The organism is Marinomonas pollencensis (genome assembly GCF_003387375.1).
GTDB lineage: Bacteria > Pseudomonadota > Gammaproteobacteria > Pseudomonadales > Marinomonadaceae > Marinomonas > Marinomonas pollencensis.
In genome coordinates this window covers 87,307-110,625 of record NZ_QUNG01000009.1, presented here as the reverse complement: position 1 = coordinate 110,625, position 23,319 = coordinate 87,307, and the positions used below count along the sequence as shown (strand labels likewise).

General features: G+C 45.8%; 25 protein-coding genes. 6 read left to right on the top strand and 19 right to left on the bottom strand.

Translation table 11 applies throughout. The features are described from left to right. Positions 1–19 precede the first annotated feature (19 nt). Positions 20–1,666 (top strand): glucose-6-phosphate isomerase, encoded by a 1,647-nt coding sequence (gene pgi, locus DFP81_RS13270; RefSeq protein ID WP_115898381.1) that lies wholly within the window; start codon positions 20–22, stop codon positions 1,664–1,666. A gap of 80 nt (positions 1,667–1,746) precedes the next feature. On the opposite strand, the gene DFP81_RS13265 is transcribed toward pgi, so the two are convergent. Then, positions 1,747–2,085, bottom strand: coding sequence for a zinc ribbon domain-containing protein YjdM (locus DFP81_RS13265; RefSeq protein ID WP_115898380.1), 339 nt, complete (start codon positions 2,083–2,085; stop codon positions 1,747–1,749). 425 nt (positions 2,086–2,510) lie between these two features. Here DFP81_RS13265 and DFP81_RS13260 point away from each other — a divergent pair, with 425 nt between their 5' ends. From DFP81_RS13260 to DFP81_RS13250, 3 genes are read left to right on the top strand one after another with little or no spacing between them, the layout of a single operon-like run. After that, on the top strand, positions 2,511–2,843 hold the full coding sequence (locus tag DFP81_RS13260) for a cupredoxin domain-containing protein (protein WP_115898379.1): 333 nt from the start codon (positions 2,511–2,513) through the stop codon (positions 2,841–2,843). Positions 2,844–2,856: 13 nt separating this feature from the next. Further along, positions 2,857–3,693 (top strand): FTR1 family iron permease, encoded by an 837-nt coding sequence (locus DFP81_RS13255; protein ID WP_181903094.1) that lies wholly within the window; start codon positions 2,857–2,859, stop codon positions 3,691–3,693. Beyond that, positions 3,680–4,219: an iron transporter gene (locus DFP81_RS13250; protein ID WP_115898377.1), complete on the top strand. Its 540-nt coding sequence runs from the start codon at positions 3,680–3,682 to the stop codon at positions 4,217–4,219. The genes DFP81_RS13255 and DFP81_RS13250 overlap by 14 nt, the downstream gene beginning before the upstream one ends. A gap of 125 nt (positions 4,220–4,344) precedes the next feature. On the opposite strand, the gene DFP81_RS13245 is transcribed toward DFP81_RS13250, so the two are convergent. The 7 genes from DFP81_RS13245 to DFP81_RS13215 all read right to left on the bottom strand — a co-directional run bounded on the left by DFP81_RS13245 (position 4,345) and on the right by DFP81_RS13215 (position 12,273). Further along, complete coding sequence (locus tag DFP81_RS13245; RefSeq protein WP_245959163.1) at positions 4,345–5,046, bottom strand: nitroreductase family protein; 702 nt, start codon at positions 5,044–5,046, stop codon at positions 4,345–4,347. 150 nt (positions 5,047–5,196) lie between these two features. Beyond that, positions 5,197–5,673 carry a transcription elongation factor GreA gene (gene greA / locus DFP81_RS13240; RefSeq protein WP_115898375.1) on the bottom strand — a complete coding sequence of 159 codons (477 nt, stop codon included), beginning with the start codon at positions 5,671–5,673 and terminating at the stop codon, positions 5,197–5,199. Further along, complete coding sequence (carB, locus tag DFP81_RS13235; protein ID WP_115898374.1) at positions 5,673–8,888, bottom strand: carbamoyl-phosphate synthase large subunit; 3,216 nt, start codon at positions 8,886–8,888, stop codon at positions 5,673–5,675. Before carB ends, greA begins: the two co-directional genes overlap by 1 nt. A gap of 16 nt (positions 8,889–8,904) precedes the next feature. Beyond that, positions 8,905–10,035 carry a glutamine-hydrolyzing carbamoyl-phosphate synthase small subunit gene (gene carA, locus DFP81_RS13230; protein WP_115898405.1) on the bottom strand — a complete coding sequence of 377 codons (1,131 nt, stop codon included), beginning with the start codon at positions 10,033–10,035 and terminating at the stop codon, positions 8,905–8,907. A gap of 260 nt (positions 10,036–10,295) precedes the next feature. After that, entirely contained in the window at positions 10,296–10,847 is a 552-nt protein-coding gene (locus DFP81_RS13225) for a DJ-1 family glyoxalase III (RefSeq protein WP_115898373.1), read from the bottom strand. Positions 10,848–10,908: 61 nt separating this feature from the next. Further along, positions 10,909–11,367, bottom strand: a complete 459-nt coding sequence (gene rimI, locus DFP81_RS13220) for a ribosomal protein S18-alanine N-acetyltransferase (RefSeq protein WP_245959162.1) — start codon at positions 11,365–11,367, stop codon at positions 10,909–10,911. 84 nt (positions 11,368–11,451) lie between these two features. Then, a complete protein-coding gene (locus DFP81_RS13215) occupies positions 11,452–12,273 on the bottom strand; it encodes a hypothetical protein (protein ID WP_115898371.1) in 822 nt (273 codons plus the stop codon). Between the two features lie 253 nt (positions 12,274–12,526). Between DFP81_RS13215 and DFP81_RS13205 the strand changes: the two genes are divergently transcribed. Both DFP81_RS13205 and DFP81_RS13200 read left to right on the top strand, forming a co-directional pair. Next, positions 12,527–13,321 carry a transporter substrate-binding domain-containing protein gene (locus DFP81_RS13205; RefSeq protein ID WP_115898369.1) on the top strand — a complete coding sequence of 265 codons (795 nt, stop codon included), beginning with the start codon at positions 12,527–12,529 and terminating at the stop codon, positions 13,319–13,321. An 88-nt stretch (positions 13,322–13,409) separates the two neighbouring features. Then, positions 13,410–14,216, top strand: a complete 807-nt coding sequence (locus DFP81_RS13200) for an amino acid ABC transporter permease (RefSeq protein WP_115898368.1) — start codon at positions 13,410–13,412, stop codon at positions 14,214–14,216. Between the two features lie 43 nt (positions 14,217–14,259). Here the strand turns inward: DFP81_RS13200 and DFP81_RS13195 are convergent, their stop codons facing one another. The 11 genes from DFP81_RS13195 to nrdR all read right to left on the bottom strand — a co-directional run bounded on the left by DFP81_RS13195 (position 14,260) and on the right by nrdR (position 23,041). After that, the gene (locus tag DFP81_RS13195; protein ID WP_115898367.1) at positions 14,260–14,706 is read right to left on the bottom strand and encodes a DUF6314 family protein; all 447 of its coding nucleotides are present in this window, start codon (positions 14,704–14,706) and stop codon (positions 14,260–14,262) included. Between the two features lie 48 nt (positions 14,707–14,754). After that, positions 14,755–15,237 carry a phosphatidylglycerophosphatase A family protein gene (locus DFP81_RS13190; protein WP_115898366.1) on the bottom strand — a complete coding sequence of 161 codons (483 nt, stop codon included), beginning with the start codon at positions 15,235–15,237 and terminating at the stop codon, positions 14,755–14,757. Positions 15,238–15,294: 57 nt separating this feature from the next. Further along, on the bottom strand, positions 15,295–16,245 hold the full coding sequence (gene thiL / locus DFP81_RS13185; protein WP_115898365.1) for a thiamine-phosphate kinase: 951 nt from the start codon (positions 16,243–16,245) through the stop codon (positions 15,295–15,297). 172 nt (positions 16,246–16,417) lie between these two features. Next, positions 16,418–16,714 carry a YkgJ family cysteine cluster protein gene (locus DFP81_RS13180; RefSeq protein ID WP_115898364.1) on the bottom strand — a complete coding sequence of 99 codons (297 nt, stop codon included), beginning with the start codon at positions 16,712–16,714 and terminating at the stop codon, positions 16,418–16,420. Positions 16,715–16,784: 70 nt separating this feature from the next. After that, positions 16,785–18,083: an MFS transporter gene (locus DFP81_RS13175; RefSeq protein ID WP_115898363.1), complete on the bottom strand. Its 1,299-nt coding sequence runs from the start codon at positions 18,081–18,083 to the stop codon at positions 16,785–16,787. Between the two features lie 404 nt (positions 18,084–18,487). After that, positions 18,488–18,991 (bottom strand): transcription antitermination factor NusB, encoded by a 504-nt coding sequence (gene nusB / locus DFP81_RS13170; protein WP_115898362.1) that lies wholly within the window; start codon positions 18,989–18,991, stop codon positions 18,488–18,490. Positions 18,992–18,999: 8 nt separating this feature from the next. After that, positions 19,000–19,476, bottom strand: coding sequence for a 6,7-dimethyl-8-ribityllumazine synthase (gene ribH / locus DFP81_RS13165; RefSeq protein WP_115898361.1), 477 nt, complete (start codon positions 19,474–19,476; stop codon positions 19,000–19,002). Between the two features lie 11 nt (positions 19,477–19,487). After that, the gene (gene ribBA, locus DFP81_RS13160) at positions 19,488–20,630 is read right to left on the bottom strand and encodes a bifunctional 3,4-dihydroxy-2-butanone-4-phosphate synthase/GTP cyclohydrolase II (protein WP_115898360.1); all 1,143 of its coding nucleotides are present in this window, start codon (positions 20,628–20,630) and stop codon (positions 19,488–19,490) included. Between the two features lie 63 nt (positions 20,631–20,693). Continuing rightward, complete coding sequence (locus tag DFP81_RS13155) at positions 20,694–21,380, bottom strand: riboflavin synthase (RefSeq protein WP_115898359.1); 687 nt, start codon at positions 21,378–21,380, stop codon at positions 20,694–20,696. Continuing rightward, a complete protein-coding gene (ribD, locus tag DFP81_RS13150) occupies positions 21,381–22,544 on the bottom strand; it encodes a bifunctional diaminohydroxyphosphoribosylaminopyrimidine deaminase/5-amino-6-(5-phosphoribosylamino)uracil reductase RibD (protein WP_115898358.1) in 1,164 nt (387 codons plus the stop codon). It abuts the gene before it with no gap. Next, positions 22,541–23,041 (bottom strand): transcriptional regulator NrdR, encoded by a 501-nt coding sequence (gene nrdR, locus DFP81_RS13145; RefSeq protein ID WP_115898357.1) that lies wholly within the window; start codon positions 23,039–23,041, stop codon positions 22,541–22,543. Before nrdR ends, ribD begins: the two co-directional genes overlap by 4 nt. Positions 23,042–23,319 lie beyond the last annotated feature (278 nt).

Genomic DNA, 23,319 nt, shown 5'->3' with positions numbered 1-23,319 from the left:
AAGACTAAGGGAGATTGTAATGCATTCACCTACTGAACTTAGTGCTTGGCAAGCACTGACAGAGCACCAAAAAGAAATTGCTTCTGTAGACATAAAATCCTTGTTTGAAGAGGACAAAGATCGCGCCGCTAAATACACTATCCAAGCTGCTGGCTGGACATTGGATTACGCGAAAAACCGCGCAAACGACAAAACATTTTCACTGTTAAACGATCTGGTTAAAGAAGCCGGTTTAGCGACAGCCATTAAAGGCATGTTTAGCGGTGACCACATAAATAACACAGAAGATCGCTCTGTATTGCACATTGCGTTACGTGCCAGCCAAGCTCAAGAATCTTTGATGGTGGACGGTGTTAACGTATTAGCTGAAGTTCGCGCTACGCTAAAACAAATGGAGCAATTTGTTGCTCAGCTTCACAGCGGCGAATGGAAAGGTTACACAGGTAAAAACATTACTGATGTTGTTTCTATCGGTATCGGTGGCTCTTACCTTGGACCAAAAGTCGTAGCGGAAGCGCTAACGCCTTACAAAAAAGAAGACATCAAGGTGCATTTCGTTGCCAACATCGATGGCTCCGATATTACTGGCAAGCTAAAACAGCTAAATCCAGAAACCACTGTCTTTGTTATTTCTTCTAAGACCTTTGGCACCCTAGAGACCTTATCCAATGCTAATGCAGCACGTGATTGGTTCCTAGCCAATGGCGGTTCACAAGACTCTGTCAGCAAGCACTTTGCAGCAGTAAGCTCTAACGTGAAGAAAGCGGTTGATTTCGGCATGGCGGAAGAGAACATCTTCCCTATGTGGGATTGGGTTGGTGGTCGTTACTCTCTTTGGTCAGCCATTGGACTACCCGTTGCCATTGCCGTGGGAATGGACAACTTCTACGCCTTGCTAGATGGTGCACATCAGATGGATGAGCACTTCCGCACTGCCCCTCTGGAAGAAAATCTACCTGTCATCATGGGCGCTCTTGGTGTGTGGTACATCAATTTCCATAACGCACAAACTCATGCTTTGATCCCTTACGATCATTACCTACGCGCTATGCCTGCTCACATCCAACAGCTAGACATGGAAAGTAATGGTAAAGCAAACCTATTGAATGGTGACGGCGTTGAAACAGACACTGGCCCAATCATCTGGGGTGGCGCTGGTACAAATGGTCAGCACGCTTATCACCAGCTATTGCATCAAGGTACACGCCTTGTACCTGTGGATTTCATTGCGCCATTGGCGTCACACAATCCAATCAAAGATCACCACGCACAATTGTTTGCTAACTGCCTAAGTCAGTCTCAAGCATTGATGGTGGGTAAAACCCTAGAACAAGCAGAACAAGAACTGCGTGATGCGGGTGCTACAGATGCTCAAGTGGCTGCGATTGCACCGCACAAGGTAATCAAAGGTAATCGCCCAAGCAACACTCTATTAACCGATAAAATGACACCAGCGACCGTTGGTGCCTTGATCGCCTTGTATGAGCACCGTACTTTTGTACAGGGCACAATCTGGGGCATCAACTCATTTGACCAATGGGGTGTGGAACTAGGTAAAGTATTGGGGACGGACATCTTCAACCGCCTAGTAAGCGACAGTGACAACAGTGCGCTAGATGCTTCTACTCAAGCGTTGATCAACGCCTTTAAAAAAGCGCAAGCCTAACCCCTAGCAGCGTCGTAATACGCTAAAAACACCAGCCTCGGCTGGTGTTTTTTTATGCTTATAACATCCCCAAAAGCCGGCTAGGCTCTTTTTACAAACTTTGCCGTAATCATCATGTCACCAACACCATCAACCTTGCAGTCAAGTTGATGATCTTTTTTGTCAAAGAGTCGTTTTATGACGGCTTTAGTACCTATTTTTAATACCAAAGAACTACTCTTTACTTTCAGATCCTTCACTAAAGTAACCTTATCCCCTTCTTCTAGCACTGTACCATTGGCGTCTTTTACTGCCTTATTAGCTTGCTCTGCAGCCAGCTCTTCTGGGTTCCATTCATAAGCGCATTCCGGACAAACTAGATTACTTTGATCTTGATAAACATACTCTGAATGACAATGGGGGCAGGCTGGATAAGACATAAAAGATGAACTCAACTTCCATAATAAAAAGGGGTGAACGGTGTGCCAGCACAAAAGTCTGCTTGGCTCAGTCATCTATTGTACTTTTTCTATCACTTAGGTTCTTTTGGTTTTTTCTATTTCACCTTAAGTTTAGGCAATTTTGTCGATTATAAAGAAAGTTAACCACTAAACCCTGTTTCTATAAGCAATATAAAAGCCGTTTCATATCACCATTAAAACAGAAACATTACTGTCTAGCCCAATTCGCTCCACTATTTTGCTATCGGGTAAACATTACCGACAAAGCAAGACCTTACGCTCAATCTTATTGACCCAAATCCCTAGCCAGCAGGAAAATAAAAAGGTCATGATAATAATAGTTATCATCATAGTTCGCTCTTTTTTAACGCATTCGTTTTTTAATGCATCACGAGACACCCACTATGTTTGTACGCTGCTTGCTTCTGTTCTCTATTTTTTCTCTGGCTAGCCTGCCCGCCTACGCCGAAAGGCTTGCTCTTCAATTGCAGCTTAATAACAAGGGATTCACTCCCAAAGCCTTTAGCCTCCCACCAAACAAGGCCATCAAAATTGAACTCATTAACAACACAAACAAAGTAGCAGAACTAGAAAGCTACGATATGAAATTCGAAAAAATTGTCGTGCCAAAGGGAAAAATCACCGTCTTTACTGGACCTTTGAAAGCTGGCCAATACCGTTTTTTTAATGATTATGCCACGAATGTTGTTGGCATTGTTCACGTCAAACGACCTTAAGGAAAGCGTTCACATGCTCGCTGTTTTACTCATTGTATTTAGAGAAGTGCTCGAGGCTGGCTTAGTTATTTCCATCATAGCGGCCGCATGTAAAGGCATAACTATTCGCCTTCAAGTATGCACTGGCATCGCACTTGGCTTATTTGGTGCGCTACTGTTGGCTAAATTCACCAGCTTGATAGAAGCCGCATTGTCTGGTTACGGGCAAGAAATTTTTAACGCGGGTATTTTAGCCATCGCAGCACTGATGCTGGCTTGGCAAAATATCTGGATGTCAGCCAAAGGCCGTGAAATGGCCGAGAGAAGCAAGGAAAATATCAAAGGCTTATTACTCGATGGCAAAGGCAGCTTTGCTATTGTGATCGTCATTGCCATTGCTGTATTACGTGAAGGCTCAGAAGTCGTACTCTTCTTGTACAGCCTTTTCCTGTCTTCTGGGTTAACCGAAAACAGCATGTTACTGGGCGGCTTACTCGGTACCGCACTGGGGGCTTTCGTCACCTATTCTCTGTACCGTGGCATTGTGATGATCCCTTTACGTTACATTTTCTCCTCTAGTAATTTGATTCTATCCCTCATAGCCGCAGGCTTATCCAGCCAAGCAGTGGGTATTCTTGCCAACATTGGTTTCTTGCCACAATTAGGTTCACAAGTGTGGAATAGCTCTTTCCTCTTATCCAATAACAGCTGGGCTGGGGTATTAGCTCACTCTGTCATTGGTTATACCGCAACCCCCATGGGGCTACAAATACTCACCTGGTGTGCCGTTTTATGCGTTATTTCTCTAACCACTCAACGACTTAAACAAAGCCACAAACAAAATAAGGACACTCTAGATGCAACTCACTAATAACGTGAAAAAAGCGCTTTCCTTCACCGCGTTACTTTGTAGCGCTGCCCTCATAAGCCAATACGCAAGCGCCCGAGAATACCCAGTTGGTGGTCCCATCCATAAAGATGGAATGGAAATCGCTTCGTCTTATTTAGTCGATATTAAGACCGCCCCCTCACCAGCCTCAATGATAACAGGCAAAGATGTGGTACACCTTGAATCTGACGTACACGCAACTCAAGACAACAAATGGGGCTTTCCAAATGGTGCATGGATTCCCTATATGAGCATTAATTACGTCGTAACAAAAGTAGGAGATCCAAGCTTTATGGAATACGGCCAAATGCTGCCCATGACGGCTGGCGATGGTCCACACTACGCACACTCAGTACAGCTGAAAGGTAAAGGCACCTACATAGCTCATCTTGAATATACAGCACCAGACGAAAAAGGCTTTTTGCACCACGTAGACAAAGCCACTGGTGTCGCAGATTGGTTTAAGCCATTTAAAGTCGATTTCAAATTCAAATACCCACAGTCTTAACGACTTCCTAAATAACAGCCTATAAAAAAACACCGGCGAAACCGGTGTTTTTTATAGTAAAACAAAAGCCACCTTGCTTTCACAAGGTGGCTTCCATTATCAAAGATAAATGTTTAACGGTTTGATTAGGCTGTGGCGATAATATCATCCATCGCTAGGCGGGCTTTTGGCAGACCGTGGTTCCAATCATCGCCGTCTTTGTGGTAACCCATTGCCAAGGCAACTTCACACACATGGCCATCTAATTCTGCCGCAAATTTCTCACCAATCAATTCAGGATCAACCCCTTCCATCGGTGTAGAAGCAATGCCTAAACGGGCTAGGGTATGCATGATGTTACCTAATGCCAAGTAAACTTGTGCTTTGGTCCAGCTTGCATTATTGCCGTGTTCGTCTGTGTTCATTTCAGCGAAAGCATAAGCCCCCATAAAGCTGTCGTACATTTCAGCAGGCAAATGACCTGAACTTACTTCAGCATCAACACGCTTTCTAAATTTGTCTTTGGTAAACGCAGGATCGTAGGCTAGCAATAACGTATGAGAAGCTTCTTTCGCATGCAGCTGGTTAAACTGGTGTTTATTAGCAAAAGTGTCGTGTAAACGCTGCTTACCTTCATCACTTTCTACTAAGACAAATTTCCATGGCTGAGAGTTGATAGAAGAAGCTGATAAGCGGATCGCTTCTTTGATCACCTCTAGGTTTTCAGGAGAGATACGCTTATCCGCATCGTATTTTTTAGCAGTATAGCGACTGTTCAAGTCTTGAATAATTTGATGAGTCATCATCTTCTCCAACGAGTTATAAGGGTAATAACGAATTGAAGCCATTATAAATACATCATTTAAACTTTATAATTAGTCAAATGTACTAAACTCTTTAAACTTTTTGTTAATAGTTTACTTGCTTCGCTGGGCAAACAAAAAGCCACGATGCTTTCACATCGTGGCTTTTAAAAGAATGAAATTAGCTAATACAAATTAGATGTATTCGACTTTCTCAATCTCGTACGTTGCTTCACCGCTTGGAATTTTCACAAGGACTTCATCACCCTCTTCTTTCCCAATAATGGCTTTAGCAATAGGTGAAGCATAAGAAATTTTCTTCAACTTCACGTCTGCTTCGTCATCACCTACGATACGGTAAGTCACGGTCGCTTCAGTATCTACGTTATATAAGGTAACAGTGGTACCAAACACAACTTTACCCGTTGCTGGCATTGCCTTAACGTCGATCACTTGTGAATCAGATAACTTACCTTCGATCTCTTTGATACGACCTTCAGCAAAGCCCTGCTCTTCACGGGCAGCGTGATATTCTGCATTTTCTTTCAAATCGCCGTGCTCGCGAGCCGTTGCGATATCCGCAATCACGCGAGGACGAACTACGGTTTTCAAATGGTTAAGCTCTTCACGTAGACTTGCTTCACCTTCTACCGTCATTGGTACTTTTTTCATTATTTCCCCAAGTGCAAATCTTGCAGTCTTCTAACTTTGGTTTCACCTTTCAGACTGATCGCCATGCTAGTCGCTTCAGCGCCAGCCAATGTTGTAGTGTAACAAACCTTGCGCTGCAATGCTGTGCGACGAATAACCGAAGAGTCAGCAATCGCCTGGGTGCCTGAAGTTGTGTTGATAATGTAATCAATCTCGCCGTTTTTCAGCATATCAACAATGTGTGGACGACCTTCGTTCACCTTGTTCACTTTACGCGCTTCTACACCACGCTCAGTTAAGAATTTTGCGGTACCTTCAGTACCCACAATATCAAAACCTAGCTCGACTAAACGACGCGCCACATCAACCGCACCTTCTTTGTCCATGTCACGAACACTGATAAACGCACGGCCAGACGTTGGTAATACGGTACCACCACCTAGAACCGCTTTGCCAAAGGCTTCAGCGAATGTATCGCCAACACCCATGACTTCACCAGTCGATTTCATTTCAGGGCCAAGAATCGGGTCAACACCTTGGAACTTGTTGAACGGGAAGACAGCTTCTTTCACACTGTAGTAAGAAGGAATGATTTCGCTAGTGAAACCAAGCTCTTCCAATGTCTTACCAGACATAACCAATGCAGCAACTTGGGCTAAAGAGCGGCCGATGCATTTGGAAACAAACGGTACCGTACGTGAAGCGCGAGGGTTAACCTCGATCACGTAGATTTCACCATCTTGCACTGCAAGCTGAGTGTTCATCAAGCCGATAACACCAAGCTCAAGCGCCATTTTCTTAATCATTTCACGGATGTCATCTTGGACATTCGCAGGCAATGAGTAAGGAGGCAAAGAACACGCAGAGTCACCAGAGTGAACACCTGCTTGCTCGATATGCTGCATGATGCCACCGATCACAACTTGCTCACCATCACTGATACAGTCGATATCGATCTCGATCGCCGCGTTCAAGAAGTGATCCAACAATACTGGGCTGTCGTTAGAGACTTTTACCGCAGTCGTCATGTAACGCATCAATTCTTTTTCGTTATACACGATTTCCATGGCACGTCCACCTAGTACATAAGATGGGCGAACAACAAGCGGATAACCGATTTCTGCGGCTTTCATTGCGGCTTGGTCAACGCTACGAACAGTCGCATTATGCGGCTGCTTGTAACCCAAACGCTGAATCATGCTTTGGAAACGTTCACGGTCTTCCGCACGGTCAATCGCTTCTGGCGTAGTACCAATGATAGGTACGCCTTCGTTTTGCAAAGCGCGAGCAATTTTCAGCGGTGTTTGACCACCAAACTGAACAATCACGCCTTTTGGCTTCTCTTTACGGACGATTTCAAGCACATCTTCTAAGGTAACTGGCTCGAAGTACAAACGGTCAGAGGTATCGTAATCGGTCGATACGGTTTCAGGGTTACAGTTTACCATGATGGTTTCGTAACCCGCGTCACGCAAGCCTAATGCCGCGTGCACACAGCAGTAGTCAAACTCGATACCTTGACCGATACGGTTTGGACCACCACCTAGAATAATAATTTTATCTTTGTCCGTTGGTGCAGCTTCACACTCTTCTTCATAAGTAGAGTACATGTACGCTGTGTTGGTCGCAAACTCAGCAGAACAAGTATCAACTCGCTTGTAGACAGGATGCACATCCACCAAGTAACGGCGTTCACGCAATGATTTCTCAGTCACTTGCAACAAGCTTGCAAGACGTGAATCGGAGAAGCCTTTACGCTTCAAACGACGCATCACATCGTGCGTCATGTCGACCAAGCCTTGATCCGCCAAAGCTTGCTCTTCTTTGATCAAGTCTTCGATCTGAACTAGGAACCAATGGTCCACACCAGTAACGGCGTAAATTTCATCGATCGTCATGCCAGAACGGAATGCATCACCAATGTACCAAATGCGATCAGCACCTGGGTTTTGCAATTCGTAAGCTAGCTTCTCTTTGCTGTTTTCTTCGGCGAAATCCAGTTGTGGATTAAAGCCATCTGAGCCCACTTCCAAACCACGCAATGCTTTTTGCAAAGACTCTTGGAAGGTACGGCCAATCGCCATCACTTCACCCACAGACTTCATTTGCGTCGTTAGACGATCATTAGCCGTTGGGAATTTTTCAAAAGTGAAGCGAGGGATTTTTGTTACAACGTAGTCAATTGCTGGCTCGAAACTCGCTGGTGTTTGACCACCAGTAATGTCATTTTGCAATTCATCTAGAGTGTAGCCGATCGCCAATTTTGCGGCGATTTTCGCAATCGGAAAGCCAGTCGCTTTAGAAGCAAGTGCAGAAGAGCGAGACACACGAGGGTTCATCTCGATGACAACCAAACGGCCTGTTTTCGGATCCATACCGAACTGTACGTTCGAGCCGCCAGTTTCCACACCGATCTCACGCAATACCGCCAAAGAAGCGTTACGCATGATTTGGTATTCTTTGTCTGTTAGCGTTTGCGCTGGCGCAACGGTAATGGAGTCACCTGTGTGAACCCCCATGGCGTCAAAGTTTTCAATCGCACAAACAATGATGCAGTTGTCTTTTTTGTCACGGACAACTTCCATCTCGTACTCTTTCCAACCGATCAATGACTCATCGATTAGCAATTCGTTGGTTGGCGACAAGTCCAAACCACGCGTACAGATTTCTTCGAACTCTTCCATGTTGTAAGCGATACCACCACCGGTACCACCCATGGTGAAAGAAGGACGAATGATACATGGGAAGCCTACTTCACGTTGGACGCCTAGCGCTTCTTCCATATTGTGAGCAATACCTGCGCGTGGACATTCAAGACCAATCGCTTTCATTGCTTGGTCAAAACGATTACGGTCTTCCGCTTTGTCGATGGCATCCGCCGTCGCACCAATCATTTCAACCTTGTGTTTTGCTAGAACGCCGTGACGCTCTAGATCCAATGCACAGTTCAGTGCAGTTTGACCGCCCATAGTCGGTAGAACCGCATCTGGACGCTCTTTCTCAATGATTTTTTCTACTGTTTGCCATTCGATTGGCTCAATGTAAGTCGCATCAGCCATCACTGGGTCAGTCATGATGGTCGCTGGGTTAGAGTTCACCAGAATAACGCGGAAACCTTCTTCACGCAGCGCTTTACACGCTTGAGCACCAGAATAGTCAAATTCACAGGCCTGACCGATGACGATAGGACCTGCACCCAAAATTAAGACGCTTTTTATGTCAGTACGCTTTGGCATAGTATTTCGTTCCTGCTCAGGCTTTGGAGGCTTTGATGTTTTCGATGAACTGATCGAACAGTGGCGCAACGTCATGTGGCCCCGGGCTCGCTTCCGGATGACCTTGGAAGCTGAATGCGCTCTTATCAGTACGGGAAATTCCCTGCAAAGAACCATCGAACAAGGATTTATGTGTCATTTCAAGGTTAGCAGGAAGTGTGTCTTCATCTACTGCGAAACCGTGGTTCTGGCTAGTAATCATCACAGTGCCTTTTGCAATGGCTTGTACTGGATGGTTGGCACCATGGTGACCAAATTTCATTTTCTTAGTCTTAGCGCCTGAAGCCAAAGCCAAAAGCTGATGACCAAGACAGATACCAAAAACAGGAATCTCTGTTTCTAGGATCTCTTTAATTGCCTGGATTGCGTAATCACATGGCTCAGGGTCACCCGGTCCATTGGATAAGAAAACACCATCTGGATTCAACGCTAGCACATCGCTTGCTGGTGTTTGCGCTGGCACAACCGTAAGGCGGCAGCCACGCTCAACCAACATGCGTAAGATGTTTTGCTTAACACCGAAATCGTAGGCAACAACATGGAAATCAAAAGATTCAGGTGTTGTATGGCCTTTCACTAGATCCCAAGTCGACTCAGTCCACTGATAAGACTCTTTAACAGATACTTCTTTGGCTAGATCCATGCCTTTTAGGCCAGGGAAGCCTTTTGCTGCGGCAATCGCTGCGGCCTCATCTAGATTGTCACCCGCCATGATGCAACCTGCTAACGCCCCTTTTTCTCGCAGAATACGTGTTAACTTACGCGTATCAATGTCTGCGATACCAACAACACCTTTACGTTTTAGATAAGAATCTAATGACTCTTCTGCGCGCCAGCTGCTAGAGACTAAAGGAAGATCACGAATGATCAGACCTTCACACCAAACATTATTGGATTCTTCATCTTCAGAGTTAACGCCAGTATTCCCAATATGGGGATAGGTCAAAGTGACCATTTGTCGAGCATAGGAAGGGTCAGTAAGAATTTCTTGATAACCAGTCATCGAAGTGTTGAAAACCACTTCGGCCGTTGAGGAGCCATCCGCTCCGATCGACACCCCTTTAAATACAGTGCCGTCTTCCAGAGCTAGAATCGCTGATGTTGCCAAAGGAACCTCCCATTTAGAGCCTATCAGGTTGCAAAAAAGCGAGACAAGCCACCGGCCCATCTCGCTTTTAAGAATTTGCGTTTTTGCCGTTCATCTATTAACCAATTATTAATAGATCTCGCGTTCAAAAAATCTGCCCAATTTTACTCCGATCAGCCCTTAGCGTCCACCGCAAAGCCGCGGAAATAGAGAAAAAATAAGCCTTTCGTGCATTTTTTAATTGACTTTTTGGTCAGGAATAATCATTGCGCCCGGCTGCGTTAACACAAAAGCCCATTGGCTACTTCTTGAGCAGCTTCGTAGCCTTTCAAATTTGCCAATACCGCCAAAGAAAATGTCATGGCCGCTGCTGGTCCTTGTCCGGTAATAATATTATCGTCCATAACAACCGGTTGATCGGCAATGTATTCTGCGCCAGTCAAGCCAGCTTCAAAACCTGGATAACAAGTTGCTTGCTTATCTACCACAAAACCATGAGTACCAAAGACCAGCGCAGGAGAAGCACAAATAGCCGCCAATAAAGCATCCTGTATGTCATGCTTTTCCAACATATCGACCAAAAGCTCACAATCACGCAAATGCTCCGCGCCTGGCATACCACCTGGTAATACAATCGCATCGTACTGCACTGCTGATACTTCTGTTAGCAGGGTGTCCGCTTCAATTTTGCAACCATTCGCTCCCGTGATGCTTTTTGCCTCATGAATGCTGGCTACCGTTACATCAACGCCGCCACGGCGTAAAACATCGATAATGGTGATCGCTTCAATTTCCTCATTGCCATTGGCAATCGGCACTAATACTTGACTCATGATCTGATTCCTTTTTCTGTTGCTGCTATTCAATATCTAGAGAGGTTTCGCAACGACTCGTTTAAATCGTTAAGGTAAACAAGCATGCCGCTTCTTTACCCTGCTCTGTCGCATAATAATTCTTCCGGCGTCCCACCTCTATAAAACCCAGAGAACGGTATAAATGGATAGCGCCAAGGTTTGATTCACGTACTTCTAACAAACATTCAAGCACACCTTTAGCTACCATCTGCTCAATCCAAGTCTCCAGTAATTTCCTACCCAATCCTTGGCGGCGCTGAGTTTGATCCACCACGATTAACTCTAATTCTGATTGTTCCAGTAACATCGAAGCCGTTAACCAAGCTACCACTCTGGCTTCGCTTGTCCCAGTGTTTTGCTCAACCAGCCAATTAAACCGCGAAGCCAATGCCTCTTCTATCAATGCATCACTCCAAGGGTAAGGGTTCGAGCTTTGATCCAAGCGCAAAATCGCAGCGAAATCTTTCTCTGTAGCAGGGCGGGTTGTAAACGAGGGCATCACTAAAAAAATCCATGATTAATGGTGAAAGAAGCTACTAACTAAATACGAGCCAAACAAAGGGAACAAGATTAAAGCAATGGCCTAAAATAGTGCTCGCTGCATAACTTGCCAAGCGTCTTTACGCAGTTCTGGTATACGATACAGTTCTGGCAAACTCACAATACGCGCGACAGGAAACGCTTTAATCACACAGTCGTCTGATAATTCATCATACAGTGTGGCAATATGATCCCCGGCAAGAACAACTTTAGGCGCTCGAGTAAATGTGCCAACCAAGCCATTTAGAAAACTTTCTAACGCGCCTAGCAACCAATCTTGTCGCGTCAGAAAGTAGGGGTTTCTTAATGCTCCAGGCCAGGACAAGCCTCGACTTGTCCACTCATCGACTGGCGTTTTTAATAATGCCTGTCCCATTTTAACTGCCAAATGATCAATATCCTCTTGCTGAGTAAAGGAGACTGGTACCTCACTTACAATCAACAGTTCTCCAGCCAATGCATAGGCCCGCAATTCAATCTGCGAAATGCTACTCGTTGTGGGCACCTCTTCAATCGCAACCTCGATATCTACAGCTAGCTCTTCAATTGGCTGCAGGTCTTCAACTACAATTTCAGGGCCAGCGCTTAGCTGCTCTCGTAAGTGCGCTACGGACTGCTCTTTCTCTTCTGGCGCAATAATTTTAGGCTCAGTATCTGGCAAACCGGCGCTAAAACCTTGCGTCGGTGCTGAGGTATCCAAAGCTGGCGTTACGCTTGCTTCAAAAGCTTGATCCATCGCCCAGGGCTGAGGCGCGTAAAACACATGACCCACAACCTCACTCGAAGCAGACAACCAAGAGGTCACTCCCATTTGAGCCAAACAATGTGTTTGAAAAGCTTGTTTTTGATCTAATTCGCGCGTCATAGCAGCCTTTATTGTTCCAGCAAAGACACGGCCATTAGGGCAATTTTCAGCGCGTCTTTGCAAACCTTAATAAAGAGGGGAATATACGCTTTTAGCCGAAAACTTACCACTTCATACCTACTTAATCTTGTTTTTAGACCTTCATTGATTAACTCTATAAGGATGGCGTAGTCGGTCATTCTTGACCTGTGTATAATCCCAACAAAATGATCGATCATCCCAAAAACTCTTTGCCTTCGAAGGATAACCATTCATGAAATCTCTTATTTCATGTCTTGCTCTTGCTGTCGCTGTCACCTTCAGTGGACTAAGCCAAGCAGAGAATTTACCAGACCTAAAAGGTCGCACCATTGTCGCCGTAACAGAAAATGCTTACACCCCTCTCAACTTCGTGGACCCAACTACAGGCGAAGGTATTGGCTGGGAATATGATGCTATGAATGAAATTGCCCGCCGCTTAAATGCTAAAGTCGATTGGCAACTCAGTAGCTGGGACACCATGATCCAAGGGGTGAAACAAGGCCAATATGACATTGGTATGGACGGCATCACGATCAATGCAGAACGTGCGCAGCAAATCGACTTTTCGATTCCATATATGACCTCACAACAATTTATGCTGGTAAGAGCCGACGAAACTCGCTTTGATGATGCAAAATCCTTTGCAGCTAATAAAGATCTTCAATTTGGCGCCCAACCTGGTACCACAAACTTTTACGTGGCGGTGTACGATGTCTTGGATGGCAACGAAGACAACCCAAGAATCACCTTGCTCGAAACCTTTGGCGCGTCCGTTCAAGCACTAAAGACTGGCGATGTAGACAGCGTATTAATGGACGCAACATCCGCTCGTGGTTATATCGGCGCTAACCCAGGCGCTTTTAAAATCGTCGGCGGCCCGCTTGGAACTGAAGATTTTGGTTTTATTCTGACGCCAGGATCTGATTTGCGACAACCTATTAATGCCGCCATTATGAGCATGCAAAAAGATGGAACAATGGACGCGCTAAATCAAAAATGGTTCTTTGATTACAATCAACACCACTAAGCCTTCTGGGCCATCGCGTTATTCATAACGCGATGGCCCAGTTTGAACTCATCCGATCGCATCCGGCGGTCTAGCTATTTTGATCATTATGCCCTTTAAAAACACCTTAGAACGCACGCCTTGGTGGCTAGTCGCAACCATTATCATTTCTGTAACGCTACTTTGGCACATGGTCGCAGACCAAAGCTACCAGCGTATTGCGAACACCCTAAGTAAAGGCTTACTAACTACCTTAGGCGTGACTTTAAGCGCATTCTTATTAGCCTCTATTATAGGCTTATTGGTGGCCGTTGCAGGCTTCTCTCGATGGCGTATTGTACGAGAATGCAGTCGTTTCTATGTGGAGATCATTCGCGGCATACCTGTGCTTGTCTTATTGTTCTACATTGCTTTTGTTGGCGCCCCAGAATTAGTGAAGCTGTACAACTGGGCACTGCAAATACCGATAGAGGCAGGCTTAATCGACAAAGCTAGAAGTCGCGATTTCAGCATGCTATGGCGCGCAGTTTTTGCCTTATCCATTAGTTACAGTGCATTCATCGCAGAGGTGTTTCGTGCCGGCATTCAAGAGGTCAGTAAAGGGCAAGTTGAAGCCGCTCAAGCACTTGGCTTATCCAATTGGCAACGTTTTCGTTTTATTGTCTTTCCACAGGCTATTCGTAAGATCCTGCCGCCACTGGGCAACGACTTTGTGGCCATGATCAAAGATTCTGCCTTGGTATCGGTACTCGGCGTACAAGACATCACGCAGCTGGGCAAGATATTCAGCGCATCATCATTTCAATTTTTTGAGACTTATAATGTCGTGGCTTTTATGTACTTGGTACTAACCCTGACCTTATCGCTGATTATTCGCGGTTTTGAAGCGCATCTTAGACGCAACGATCGACATTAACCAATAAGGCTCATAAAACGTCATACCTTATATAGGCGGACGTTTAGCCTAGCTGCTTGATAAAACGAGTGTGAATGGAATAATCTTTTTTGGGGCCTTCCACCGTAAAGCTCAGTACAAATTCCTGCTCGGAGAGAAACTCAAACTTGGCATTATAATGATCTTTTATACAAAGATGATGAGAGGTTAGCAGGCTGGCCTGAGTAAACGCGAAGCTTAAAAATAATGCTCCATCTGTTGCGCCGTCAGAAAAGTAAATGTCAAAGCCCGCTTCTGTCATACGATAAGTATAGCGTCTAAACGCATTGGGTTTATGCGCCTCAGAACCAGGCAATACCATAGCCTCTTGGAAGTCGAGCCATTGTTCATTGTCAGCATGGCGATGAAAATGGGCTTCCCCAGAGACATCACCAAACCCCGAAATCGTCCGCTCCACTTTCCAGTCCCCTAAAAAGTAAGATAAAACCTCTTTTGCTGAGATAGCATACATTTGGATAAGTACTCTTTTTTCTGACAATAATTCGGCTAGCTAAATCGACTAAAAAACAAAATAGATAAGAGCCTGAAGCACAACAAACGACATAACACCGGCCAGAATGTCATCGATCATAATGCCAAAGCCACCATGGACGTGTTTATCCAACCAAGAAATTGGCCAAGGCTTCAGAATATCAAACAAGCGAAACAGCACAAAACCCAACAAGATATATAACCAACCCGTTGGCGCGAGCCACATAGTAATCCAGAAGCCAACAAACTCATCCCAGACGATCCCAGAATGATCATGCACGCCTAAGTCTTTAGCGGTTTTGTGGCACAAGAAAATACCAATTAAGGAAGTGACCACCAGCATCAGTAAGTATTGCTGGGCATTAAGGTGCTGTAACACAAAAAAGAAAGGGATAATGGCCGCTAGAGTACCAAAAGTACCAGGTGCTTTGGGAGCGGCACCAGAGCCTAAACCGAAGGCTAAGAAGTGAATAGGGTTGCGCCAAATGGAGCGGGGAACAGGGTGAGCCATGAATGTTTTTCCGTGTTTATTAAAATCTATATGCGAATCGATGAGTCTCATCGACTCTTAAAAATGTTGCCAGCCATGTCGCTCGCCCTGATAACCATCGATATCAAAACCAGACGCAACAATTTTGCCGACTTTCGTGCAAGGCAGGTGTAATGTTTGAGTAATCAAAGCAATCTCATCTGCCATCTCAGGTGCTGCGGTAAAACAAAGCTCGTAATCATCGCCACCGGTTAGTGCTAGCGTAACTGCGGCTTCTGGTTGCCACTGACACAAGGTATCAGAAATAGGCAGAGCGTGAGCATCTAACTTTGCCCCTACTCCAGACGCCTTAAGGATGTGTTGTAGATCTTGTGCGAGTCCATCGGAGATATCCATCATGGCATGCACTACTCGCTTTAACGCCATACCTGCAATAAGGCGTGGCGCAGGGCGCCAAAAACGATCGTAGAAGTAATCAAATCGTTCACTGGATACTTGTACTTCTCCGGTCACGATCGGCACCGCGGCCGAAGCATCACCGAGTAATCCAGTGACATAAATATCGTCCCCAAGCTTAGCGTGAGAACGCAATGCTGTCTGCCCTGCTTCTACATAACCATGCACTTGCAAGGTCAGGGTTAGTGGCCCTTTTGTGGTGTCGCCACCCACTAAAATCAAACCGATTGGCTCCGCTAACTCTGCCATTCCTTGAGCAAGCCCAGCAAGCCATTGAGGGTCGGATTCGGGGATGGTTAATGCCAAGGTAAAAAAGGCAGGCTTGGCCCCCATCGCGGCCAAATCACTGACACAGGTTGCGACGGCGCGATAGCCGATATCAACGGGGTCAGCGTCTAACGGAAAATGGCGTCCTTCTACCAAGGTATCCATGGAAAACACCAAACTCTGTCCTGGCGGCACAGCCACCTGGGCGCAATCATCCCCAATGCCGACTAAAATATCATCGCGACCTTGGGTGTTGGCCATCATTGACGCTTGAAAGATGTTTTGTATTAACTCAAATTCTTTCAATAGAATGCCCTTTTTCTGATACGACGTAATGCCTTAATTACAGCCCTATACCTGCTTCACACTGATCTCTATAGAGGCTGCTATTGATCCGTAAAGAGGATACCCCATTGGCGCGACAGCTGCGACTCGAAAACGCGCAAAGCAGGTTGATGATCGTTACTTTGATTCGGCGTTAACGACCTAAAATCTCAGCCCTTTCATCCAAACACTCATAAGACCCCATCTCAAATTCACGACAAATCCAAGGGCGATTCTCATAAATAGTACACATCAAGGTTTCACGATCGACTGCAGAACACCAGCCGTCGTCTAAACGAAGCATGGTTTCAGCGCCCCACTCATCAACCGAGATATGCTCTTCTGGCACTCCCGTGTCAGTAATGATCATCACTTCTAGGCGACAACAACACGCCTCACAGTTAGAGCAAGACACCTCAGACTCGGTGATATTTTTAATCGGTATACTCATGTCTCTCTATCAATCATTCAGTGACGCTATAGTACTGTAAAACACAGTAAATTTATCTAGCGCCCTTCACCTAACTTTTCTGGTCTTTATTCTTAGCTTCTGCCTCTGCCTCTGCTTCTGCTGCCTCTGCTTCACTATGCTCAACAGCCCACTCACCAGCCGCTTCAACAGCAACAACCGAAGCCGTTGGCAATACACCCAAGTAGCTGTCTGTTTCTTCCACTGGTACAACGGCCCCTTTCTGAGCCATGTAATACAGGGCATAAAGCGCAATACAAGCAAACGTCACAGCCATCGCCAACCAAAACACAAAAGGGCCAAAAACCTGCATCATCCAACCACTAATCAAGGGGCCACCAATAGCACCTAAACCAAAGGTAAATACCAAACCACCAGAAGCCGCGGGCATATCATCGGTTGATAAAGAGTCATTAGTGTAAGCAAGAAACAGCGAATACAGAGGAACAGTGACCCCTCCTGAAAAGAAAGCCGCCACCATTAAAGACCAAAAAACATTGCCTAATAACCAACCCATCACACAAAAGAGGCAACCAATACAGGACAGTCCAAGGATCAACTTACTACGATCAACTCGGTCTGATAGCCAACCAATGGGATATTGTAGAATCAGCGCACCAGCAAACAACATGGCAACAAACAACGCGATACTGTTCGCACTCATGCCTATTTGACTGCCAAAAACGGCCCCCATACCCGTTTGAGCGGCATACACACCACCCAGCAGAAATATACCTACTGTGCCCAACGGGGAGCCTGAAAAGAGGGTGCGTAGGGACATCGGCTTCGCCACTTCCACTACAGGTACAGAGGACACCGACAGAAGAATCGGGGCAAATGAAATCGACACTAAAATTGAAGCACCAATAAATAATGCTGAGTTACTCGCATCACCAAACCCTAACAAACCTTGCGCGCCAATTACGCCTAAGGTTTGAGCAATCATGTAAGCTGATAACACCTTACCTCGTGTGGCATTACTTGCCGCCGCATTCAACCAACTTTCAGCCACCACATAAATGCCAGACATACAAAAGCCTAATAGCAGGCGCAATATTGTCCACGCCCAAGGCTCAGCCAGTAATGGTAACGCAATGACCCCAGCTGACATAAAACTGCCCAGTGCAGCAAATACACGAACATGTCCAACTCGGCGAATTAAGGCCGGCGAGAATCGCGCGCCCAACAAGAAGCCAACATAATAACCTGAGGTAATAATCGCGAGTTCGGCCGATGAAAACCCCTCAATTCCACCGCGCAAACCAATCAGTGTAAATTGCATGCCGTTGCCCAGCATAATCAGCACAACACCCAGCAACAGAGCCCAAACTGTCATTAAGACTTGAACCATAAATATCCTTATCCACACGGATGACAAGCAGCAAGTTTTTGCCTGCAACAAGAGGCCAAAACACGATTATTTCCATCAAGGTGACGCCCAAAACAGCAGCCAACCCAAGCGAAAATAGCATGTTTCTTTGCCTATCGCTCTGCCTAAAAACGACCTCTACTCGCGTATTCATGATTTTATCGAGTCTTCGCCTTATATCAGGTTAAGAAGCCGCACAACTAAGAGGTATTTCGACTCACACCAACGTCAGGTTACCGACATAAAAAAGCCCCCTAGGTTTTGCTTTTCAGCGCTCCTATGGGGGCTCTTGGCTATCTATTGATAGCGCTATTCATTGTCACTGTTGTTGCTAAACAGCTATTACCTTCGAGGTTTAAGCATTGTCACACAAACCTCATAGAAAATTAGCTGTTGCGACGCGCTGCAATTTCTTCGCGACGCACACGCTGTGCTAGCTTATCAAGAATACCATTTACGTATTTATGGCTTTCAGTTGCACCAAAGCCTTTCGCCAGTTCAACACTTTCATTGATAACAACACGATATGGAACATCCAAACGTTCAGACAATTCGAACGCACCGATACGCATTACGGCAAGCTCAATAGAGTCTAATTCACTCAAAGAACGGTCTAATAGCTCTTCGAACAAATCGTCTAATTTTTTTGCACGGCTAGTCACACCTTGCAACAACTCACGGAAATAGGCCTTGTCACAATCGCTCATGTCTTGGTCTAGGGTGAATTGTGTTTCGATTTCGTTGACCGATGAATGGTTCATCTGCCATTGATAAATCGCTTGTAATGCCAAACGACGAGAAGCACTGCGCATTTGAGAACGAGAAGGTTTTTTAGCCTTACGTTTCTTCGGTGCCGGATTTTGGTCGTTTGTTGTTTCCACTTCGCTCATTTTCTGCCTCAGTTATCCAGACTACGTAGGACAGCCACGGTTTCTAGAGCAGAAATTGCGGCTTCTGCTCCTTTATTACCCGCTTTTGTGCCCGCACGCTCAATCGCCTGCTCAATGGTATCTACGGTCAACACGCCGAAAGATACCGGAATACCATATTGTAGCGCTAATTGGCCTAGGCCTTTCACACATTCACCTGCCACATATTCAAAATGTGGCGTACCACCACGAATCACCGCACCTAATGCGATAATGGCATCATGCTTTCCTTGATCTGCCACTTTTTTTACTACCACTGGAATTTCAAATGCACCTGGTGCACGAACAATGGTTAAATCTTCTTTGCGAATACCGTGGCGTACTAATGTATCCACAGCACCTTCTAATAAACTTTCAACAATGTAGCTATTAAAGCGACCAACAACCAACGCGAATTTCGCACCAGGTGCCGCGAAGTGACCTTCGTAAGTAGTAATATCGTTCATTATCATCTCTCTTAATCTTGTTTCACGGCTGCAGTATCTGCACCCGGATAAGGAATAAATTCAACCGCTTCTAAATCGAAGCCCGTCACCGAAAATTTCTTCGGTGAGCTTAATAAACGCATTTTACGAATACCAAGGTCCCGCAAAATTTGTGACCCAGTACCGACTGTCAAATAGGTGCCAGAACCGCTTTGATCTGCCCCTTTGCCAGTAGATGGAGATAGCGAAGCCGCAAAACTACTCGCTAAATCATTCGTTTTTTCTGGGCTGTCGATCAAAACAACCACACCTTGTCCAGCTTTACCTACGTATTCCAGTGACTTACTCATTGACCAACGAGGTTCATCCGAGTCGCTGACAATACCGGCAAAATCTCGTGCTGGATCTGCCACATGAACACGAACTAAGCTCGGCTCATCGGCTTTAATCTCACCTTTCACAAAAGCCAGATGCGACAAGCCCTGAACGGTATCGCGATAGGTAATCAGGTTGAATTCGCCCGCTTCCGTTTGCACTGTACGTTCGTCTTCACGAACCACTGTGGTCTCATTCAGCGTACGATAATGTATCAGATCGGCGATTGTACCAATTTTTATGTCGTGTTTCTCGGCAAACTTCTCTAAATCTGGTCGACGCGCCATAGTTCCATCATCATTGATTATTTCAACGATAACAGAAGCCCCTTCATAACCTGCCATTCGTGCCAAATCACAGCCTGCTTCAGTGTGTCCTGCACGACTTAGCACCCCGCCAGCTCGGGCCATTAATGGAAACACATGGCCCGGTTGGACAATATCACTTGGCTTCGCATTCGCCATCACAGCGCGCTTAACAGTCAGGGCTCGGTCAGCTGCAGAAATACCAGTGGTAACTCCTTCTGCTGCTTCAATGGAGAGGGTGAAGTTAGTTGAGTAAACGGTGCCGTTATCATTAACCATCAAAGGCAAATTCAGCTGTTGGCAACGCTGTGGTGTTAAGGTTAAGCAGATCAGGCCACGGGCGTGAACCGCCATAAAATTAATAATTTCCGGCGTAATACATTCTGCTGCAACGATTAAATCACCTTCATTTTCGCGATCTTCATCGTCCATCAAAATGACCATTTTACCTTGACGGAAATCGGCTAAAATTTCATCTACACTATTTAACGCCATGTTGGTCTCACTTCTTATTCATGGTTATCGTTGTATGTATTCTAAAATACGCCAAGACGCCCGTTAGCGGCGACGCCCCATAAACCCTTGTTCAGCTAAAAAAGCCTCGGTAATTGATGAGTCTTTTTCTTCTTTCACCGTGTCGACAAGCGAGCCTTGATTGCTCAGTAACAAACGCTCGAGATAGCGCGCAATTTGATCGACTTCGATATTCACCTTATCACCAACTTGATAAGATTCCATTACTGTTTTTTGCGCCGTATGAGGCACTATGCTTAATTCAAAAGTATCGTCTCGTAATGCGGTTACCGTTAGGCTAGTACCATCGATGCAAACCGAGCCTTTTAATGCAATATAACGCATTAAGGCTGGCACACTCTTGATACGGTAACGTACGCTTCGTGCATCAGGCCAAATTGCCAGCACTTCGCCAACACCGTCCACATGCCCACTCACTAGGTGGCCTCCCAAACGGGAATGAGGTTGCAAGGCTTTTTCTAAGTTAACACGACGCCCCACATGCCAGTCCGATAAGGTGGTATGAGCCAGTGTTTCTGCCGATACATCAGCCCAAAAAGCGTCTCCTTCAAGGCGTGTCACCGTCAAACAAACGCCGTTCGTCGCAATACTATCGCCCAATACGACCTCTGCCATAGACAAGCTACCAGTACGTACCTTCAGACTTAAATCACCGCCCTTGCGTACTATTTGAGCAACGTCACCTAGCGACTCCACGATACCTGTAAACATTTATTCAGCCTCTTCGCCTAAGTTGCTGTCATCTTCTTCAAATTCTAGATATTGAGGCACATACACCAAACGTAAATCTTCACCTATTTGGCGTACTGAGGTTAATTCTAAATTCAGCGCTTCGTCCATTTTATCTAAGGGTAGTTGAAACATAGGGCGAGCGCTGGAGCCCATTAATTTAGGCGCCATATAGACAACGATCTCATCGACTAAACCGGCTTGTAAAAAACCACCAGCAAGCTCAGCACCCGTCTCCACTAACACTTCATTAATGCCCGCGTCAGCCAATTGTTCCATCGCATCCAGTAGGTCTAAACGACCGTCATCACCACGTGGCGCAAAGCGCACACTGACGCCTTTATCTTGTAAAACATCTAGATGCTCAGACTCCACCTCATCTTCCAACACAAACACACACGCCTGTTTCGTTGGGTAGAGAATCTTGGCTTCGGGAAGGATCGATAATGCGGTATCCATCACCACACGCAATGGCTGACGAACCTGCTTGGCATCTACCGCTTGATCAGCATCATTAATACGCACTGTCATACTGGGGTTATCGGCCAACACAGAACCAATTCCGGTAATGATGGCATCGCTCTGCGCACGCAGACGCTGCACATCTTGGCGCGCTTCCGCTCCGGTAATCCATTGGCTTTCTCCGGATTCCATCGCCGTACGACCATCCACGCTCATGGCCAATTTCACTCGAATAAAGGGTAGGCCTTCGCGCATCCGCTTAATAAAACCAGGATTCAGCGCTTCACAATCCGCTTCTAAAACCGGCCCGACCACTTCGATTCCGGCGTTATTTAGTTTTGCCAAACCGCTACCTGACACCGCAGGGTTAGGGTCTTGCATACCAAACACAACACGCACGACACCAGCTTTGATCAGCGCGTCAGCACAAGGCGGCGTTTTACCCTGATGACTACAAGGCTCTAATGTCACATAAGCCGTAGCACCTGCGACATCTTGGCTGGCATTAGCAAGGGCATTCACTTCGGCATGACCTTCACCAGACCGTACATGATAACCTTCACCAATCAACTCGTCGTCTTTCACAATCACACAGCCTACTCTTGGATTTGGGTGCGTGGAGTACAAGCCTTTACGAGCCAATTGCAGCGCTTTAGCCATCCAGTATTCGTGATTGTAGGTCATGATTTATTCTCTTCTTTCAAAACAGGGGATGATTGATCGTCTTCTTTATTGCTTTCTAAATGATCAATGGCATCGCGAAATTCGCTAATGTCTTTGAAGCTCCGATAGACGGAGGCAAAACGCACATAAGCCACTTGGTCTAGACGCTGTAATTCTTCCATGACCGCCTCACCGGTCCAACGTGAAGGCAGTTCACGCTCTCCTGTGGCCTGCATTTTTTCCATAATACGAGTAATAGCAGTTTCTACCGCTTCAATACTTACAGGGCGTTTTTCAATGGCTTTTAAAATACCACTGCGTAATTTTTCTTCGTTAAAGAGCTCTCGACTACCATCACTTTTGATCAGCTTTGGCATCTGTAACTCAGCTACTTCAAATGTAGTAAAGCGCTCCTGACAATGGCTACAAGCACGACGACGGCGCACTTGAGAGCCTTCTGAGACTAGGCGGGAATCTACAACTTTGGTATCTTGCGTTCCGCAAAATGGACATCGCATGGCGTTTCCAGAATGACAGTAAAAAGGATGAAAAAACCGTCTAAACGGCTCTATTTTCTAACCAGAATAATACCAACCTCATCCTAATATAGCTACCAAACGGCAGCCTAGCATCCGCCTATAAAATGATTTGGATCATGGCTGGCATCATGCGCTTTGTGACCACCATGGGCACTATATAAAGAAGCATTGGATTTATAAACTCAGACCTTTGTACAATGCGACCAAGCAAACAATAGATACCACCAGGTTTTCTACTCGCGTCTATCATTCGTATT

What these genes read in the sequence shown, in the direction of transcription:
- rimI (WP_245959162.1), bottom strand. Translation starts at nt 11,367, where the DNA reads ATGCCCTCGTTTACAACCCGCCCTGCTACAGAGAAAGATTTCGCTGCG.
- DFP81_RS13260 (WP_115898379.1), top strand. Translation starts at nt 2,511, where the DNA reads ATGTTTGTACGCTGCTTGCTTCTGTTCTCTATTTTTTCTCTGGCTAGC.
- DFP81_RS13225 (WP_115898373.1), bottom strand. Translation starts at nt 10,847, where the DNA reads ATGAGTCAAGTATTAGTGCCGATTGCCAATGGCAATGAGGAAATTGAA.
- DFP81_RS13265 (WP_115898380.1), bottom strand. Translation starts at nt 2,085, where the DNA reads ATGTCTTATCCAGCCTGCCCCCATTGTCATTCAGAGTATGTTTATCAA.
- ribH (WP_115898361.1), bottom strand. Translation starts at nt 19,476, where the DNA reads ATGAACGATATTACTACTTACGAAGGTCACTTCGCGGCACCTGGTGCG.
- nrdR (WP_115898357.1), bottom strand. Translation starts at nt 23,041, where the DNA reads ATGCGATGTCCATTTTGCGGAACGCAAGATACCAAAGTTGTAGATTCC.
- carB (WP_115898374.1), bottom strand. Translation starts at nt 8,888, where the DNA reads ATGCCAAAGCGTACTGACATAAAAAGCGTCTTAATTTTGGGTGCAGGT.
- pgi (WP_115898381.1), top strand. Translation starts at nt 20, where the DNA reads ATGCATTCACCTACTGAACTTAGTGCTTGGCAAGCACTGACAGAGCAC.
- greA (WP_115898375.1), bottom strand. Translation starts at nt 5,673, where the DNA reads ATGAAAAAAGTACCAATGACGGTAGAAGGTGAAGCAAGTCTACGTGAA.
- DFP81_RS13190 (WP_115898366.1), bottom strand. Translation starts at nt 15,237, where the DNA reads ATGGCTCACCCTGTTCCCCGCTCCATTTGGCGCAACCCTATTCACTTC.
- DFP81_RS13155 (WP_115898359.1), bottom strand. Translation starts at nt 21,380, where the DNA reads ATGTTTACAGGTATCGTGGAGTCGCTAGGTGACGTTGCTCAAATAGTA.
- nusB (WP_115898362.1), bottom strand. Translation starts at nt 18,991, where the DNA reads ATGAGCGAAGTGGAAACAACAAACGACCAAAATCCGGCACCGAAGAAA.
- DFP81_RS13215 (WP_115898371.1), bottom strand. Translation starts at nt 12,273, where the DNA reads ATGACGCGCGAATTAGATCAAAAACAAGCTTTTCAAACACATTGTTTG.
- DFP81_RS13180 (WP_115898364.1), bottom strand. Translation starts at nt 16,714, where the DNA reads ATGAGTATACCGATTAAAAATATCACCGAGTCTGAGGTGTCTTGCTCT.
- DFP81_RS13195 (WP_115898367.1), bottom strand. Translation starts at nt 14,706, where the DNA reads ATGTATGCTATCTCAGCAAAAGAGGTTTTATCTTACTTTTTAGGGGAC.
- ribD (WP_115898358.1), bottom strand. Translation starts at nt 22,544, where the DNA reads ATGACCTACAATCACGAATACTGGATGGCTAAAGCGCTGCAATTGGCT.
- DFP81_RS13205 (WP_115898369.1), top strand. Translation starts at nt 12,527, where the DNA reads ATGAAATCTCTTATTTCATGTCTTGCTCTTGCTGTCGCTGTCACCTTC.
- DFP81_RS13255 (WP_181903094.1), top strand. Translation starts at nt 2,857, where the DNA reads ATGCTCGCTGTTTTACTCATTGTATTTAGAGAAGTGCTCGAGGCTGGC.
- DFP81_RS13200 (WP_115898368.1), top strand. Translation starts at nt 13,410, where the DNA reads ATGCCCTTTAAAAACACCTTAGAACGCACGCCTTGGTGGCTAGTCGCA.
- DFP81_RS13250 (WP_115898377.1), top strand. Translation starts at nt 3,680, where the DNA reads ATGCAACTCACTAATAACGTGAAAAAAGCGCTTTCCTTCACCGCGTTA.
- ribBA (WP_115898360.1), bottom strand. Translation starts at nt 20,630, where the DNA reads ATGGCGTTAAATAGTGTAGATGAAATTTTAGCCGATTTCCGTCAAGGT.
- DFP81_RS13175 (WP_115898363.1), bottom strand. Translation starts at nt 18,083, where the DNA reads ATGGTTCAAGTCTTAATGACAGTTTGGGCTCTGTTGCTGGGTGTTGTG.
- DFP81_RS13245 (WP_245959163.1), bottom strand. Translation starts at nt 5,046, where the DNA reads ATGGCTTCAATTCGTTATTACCCTTATAACTCGTTGGAGAAGATGATG.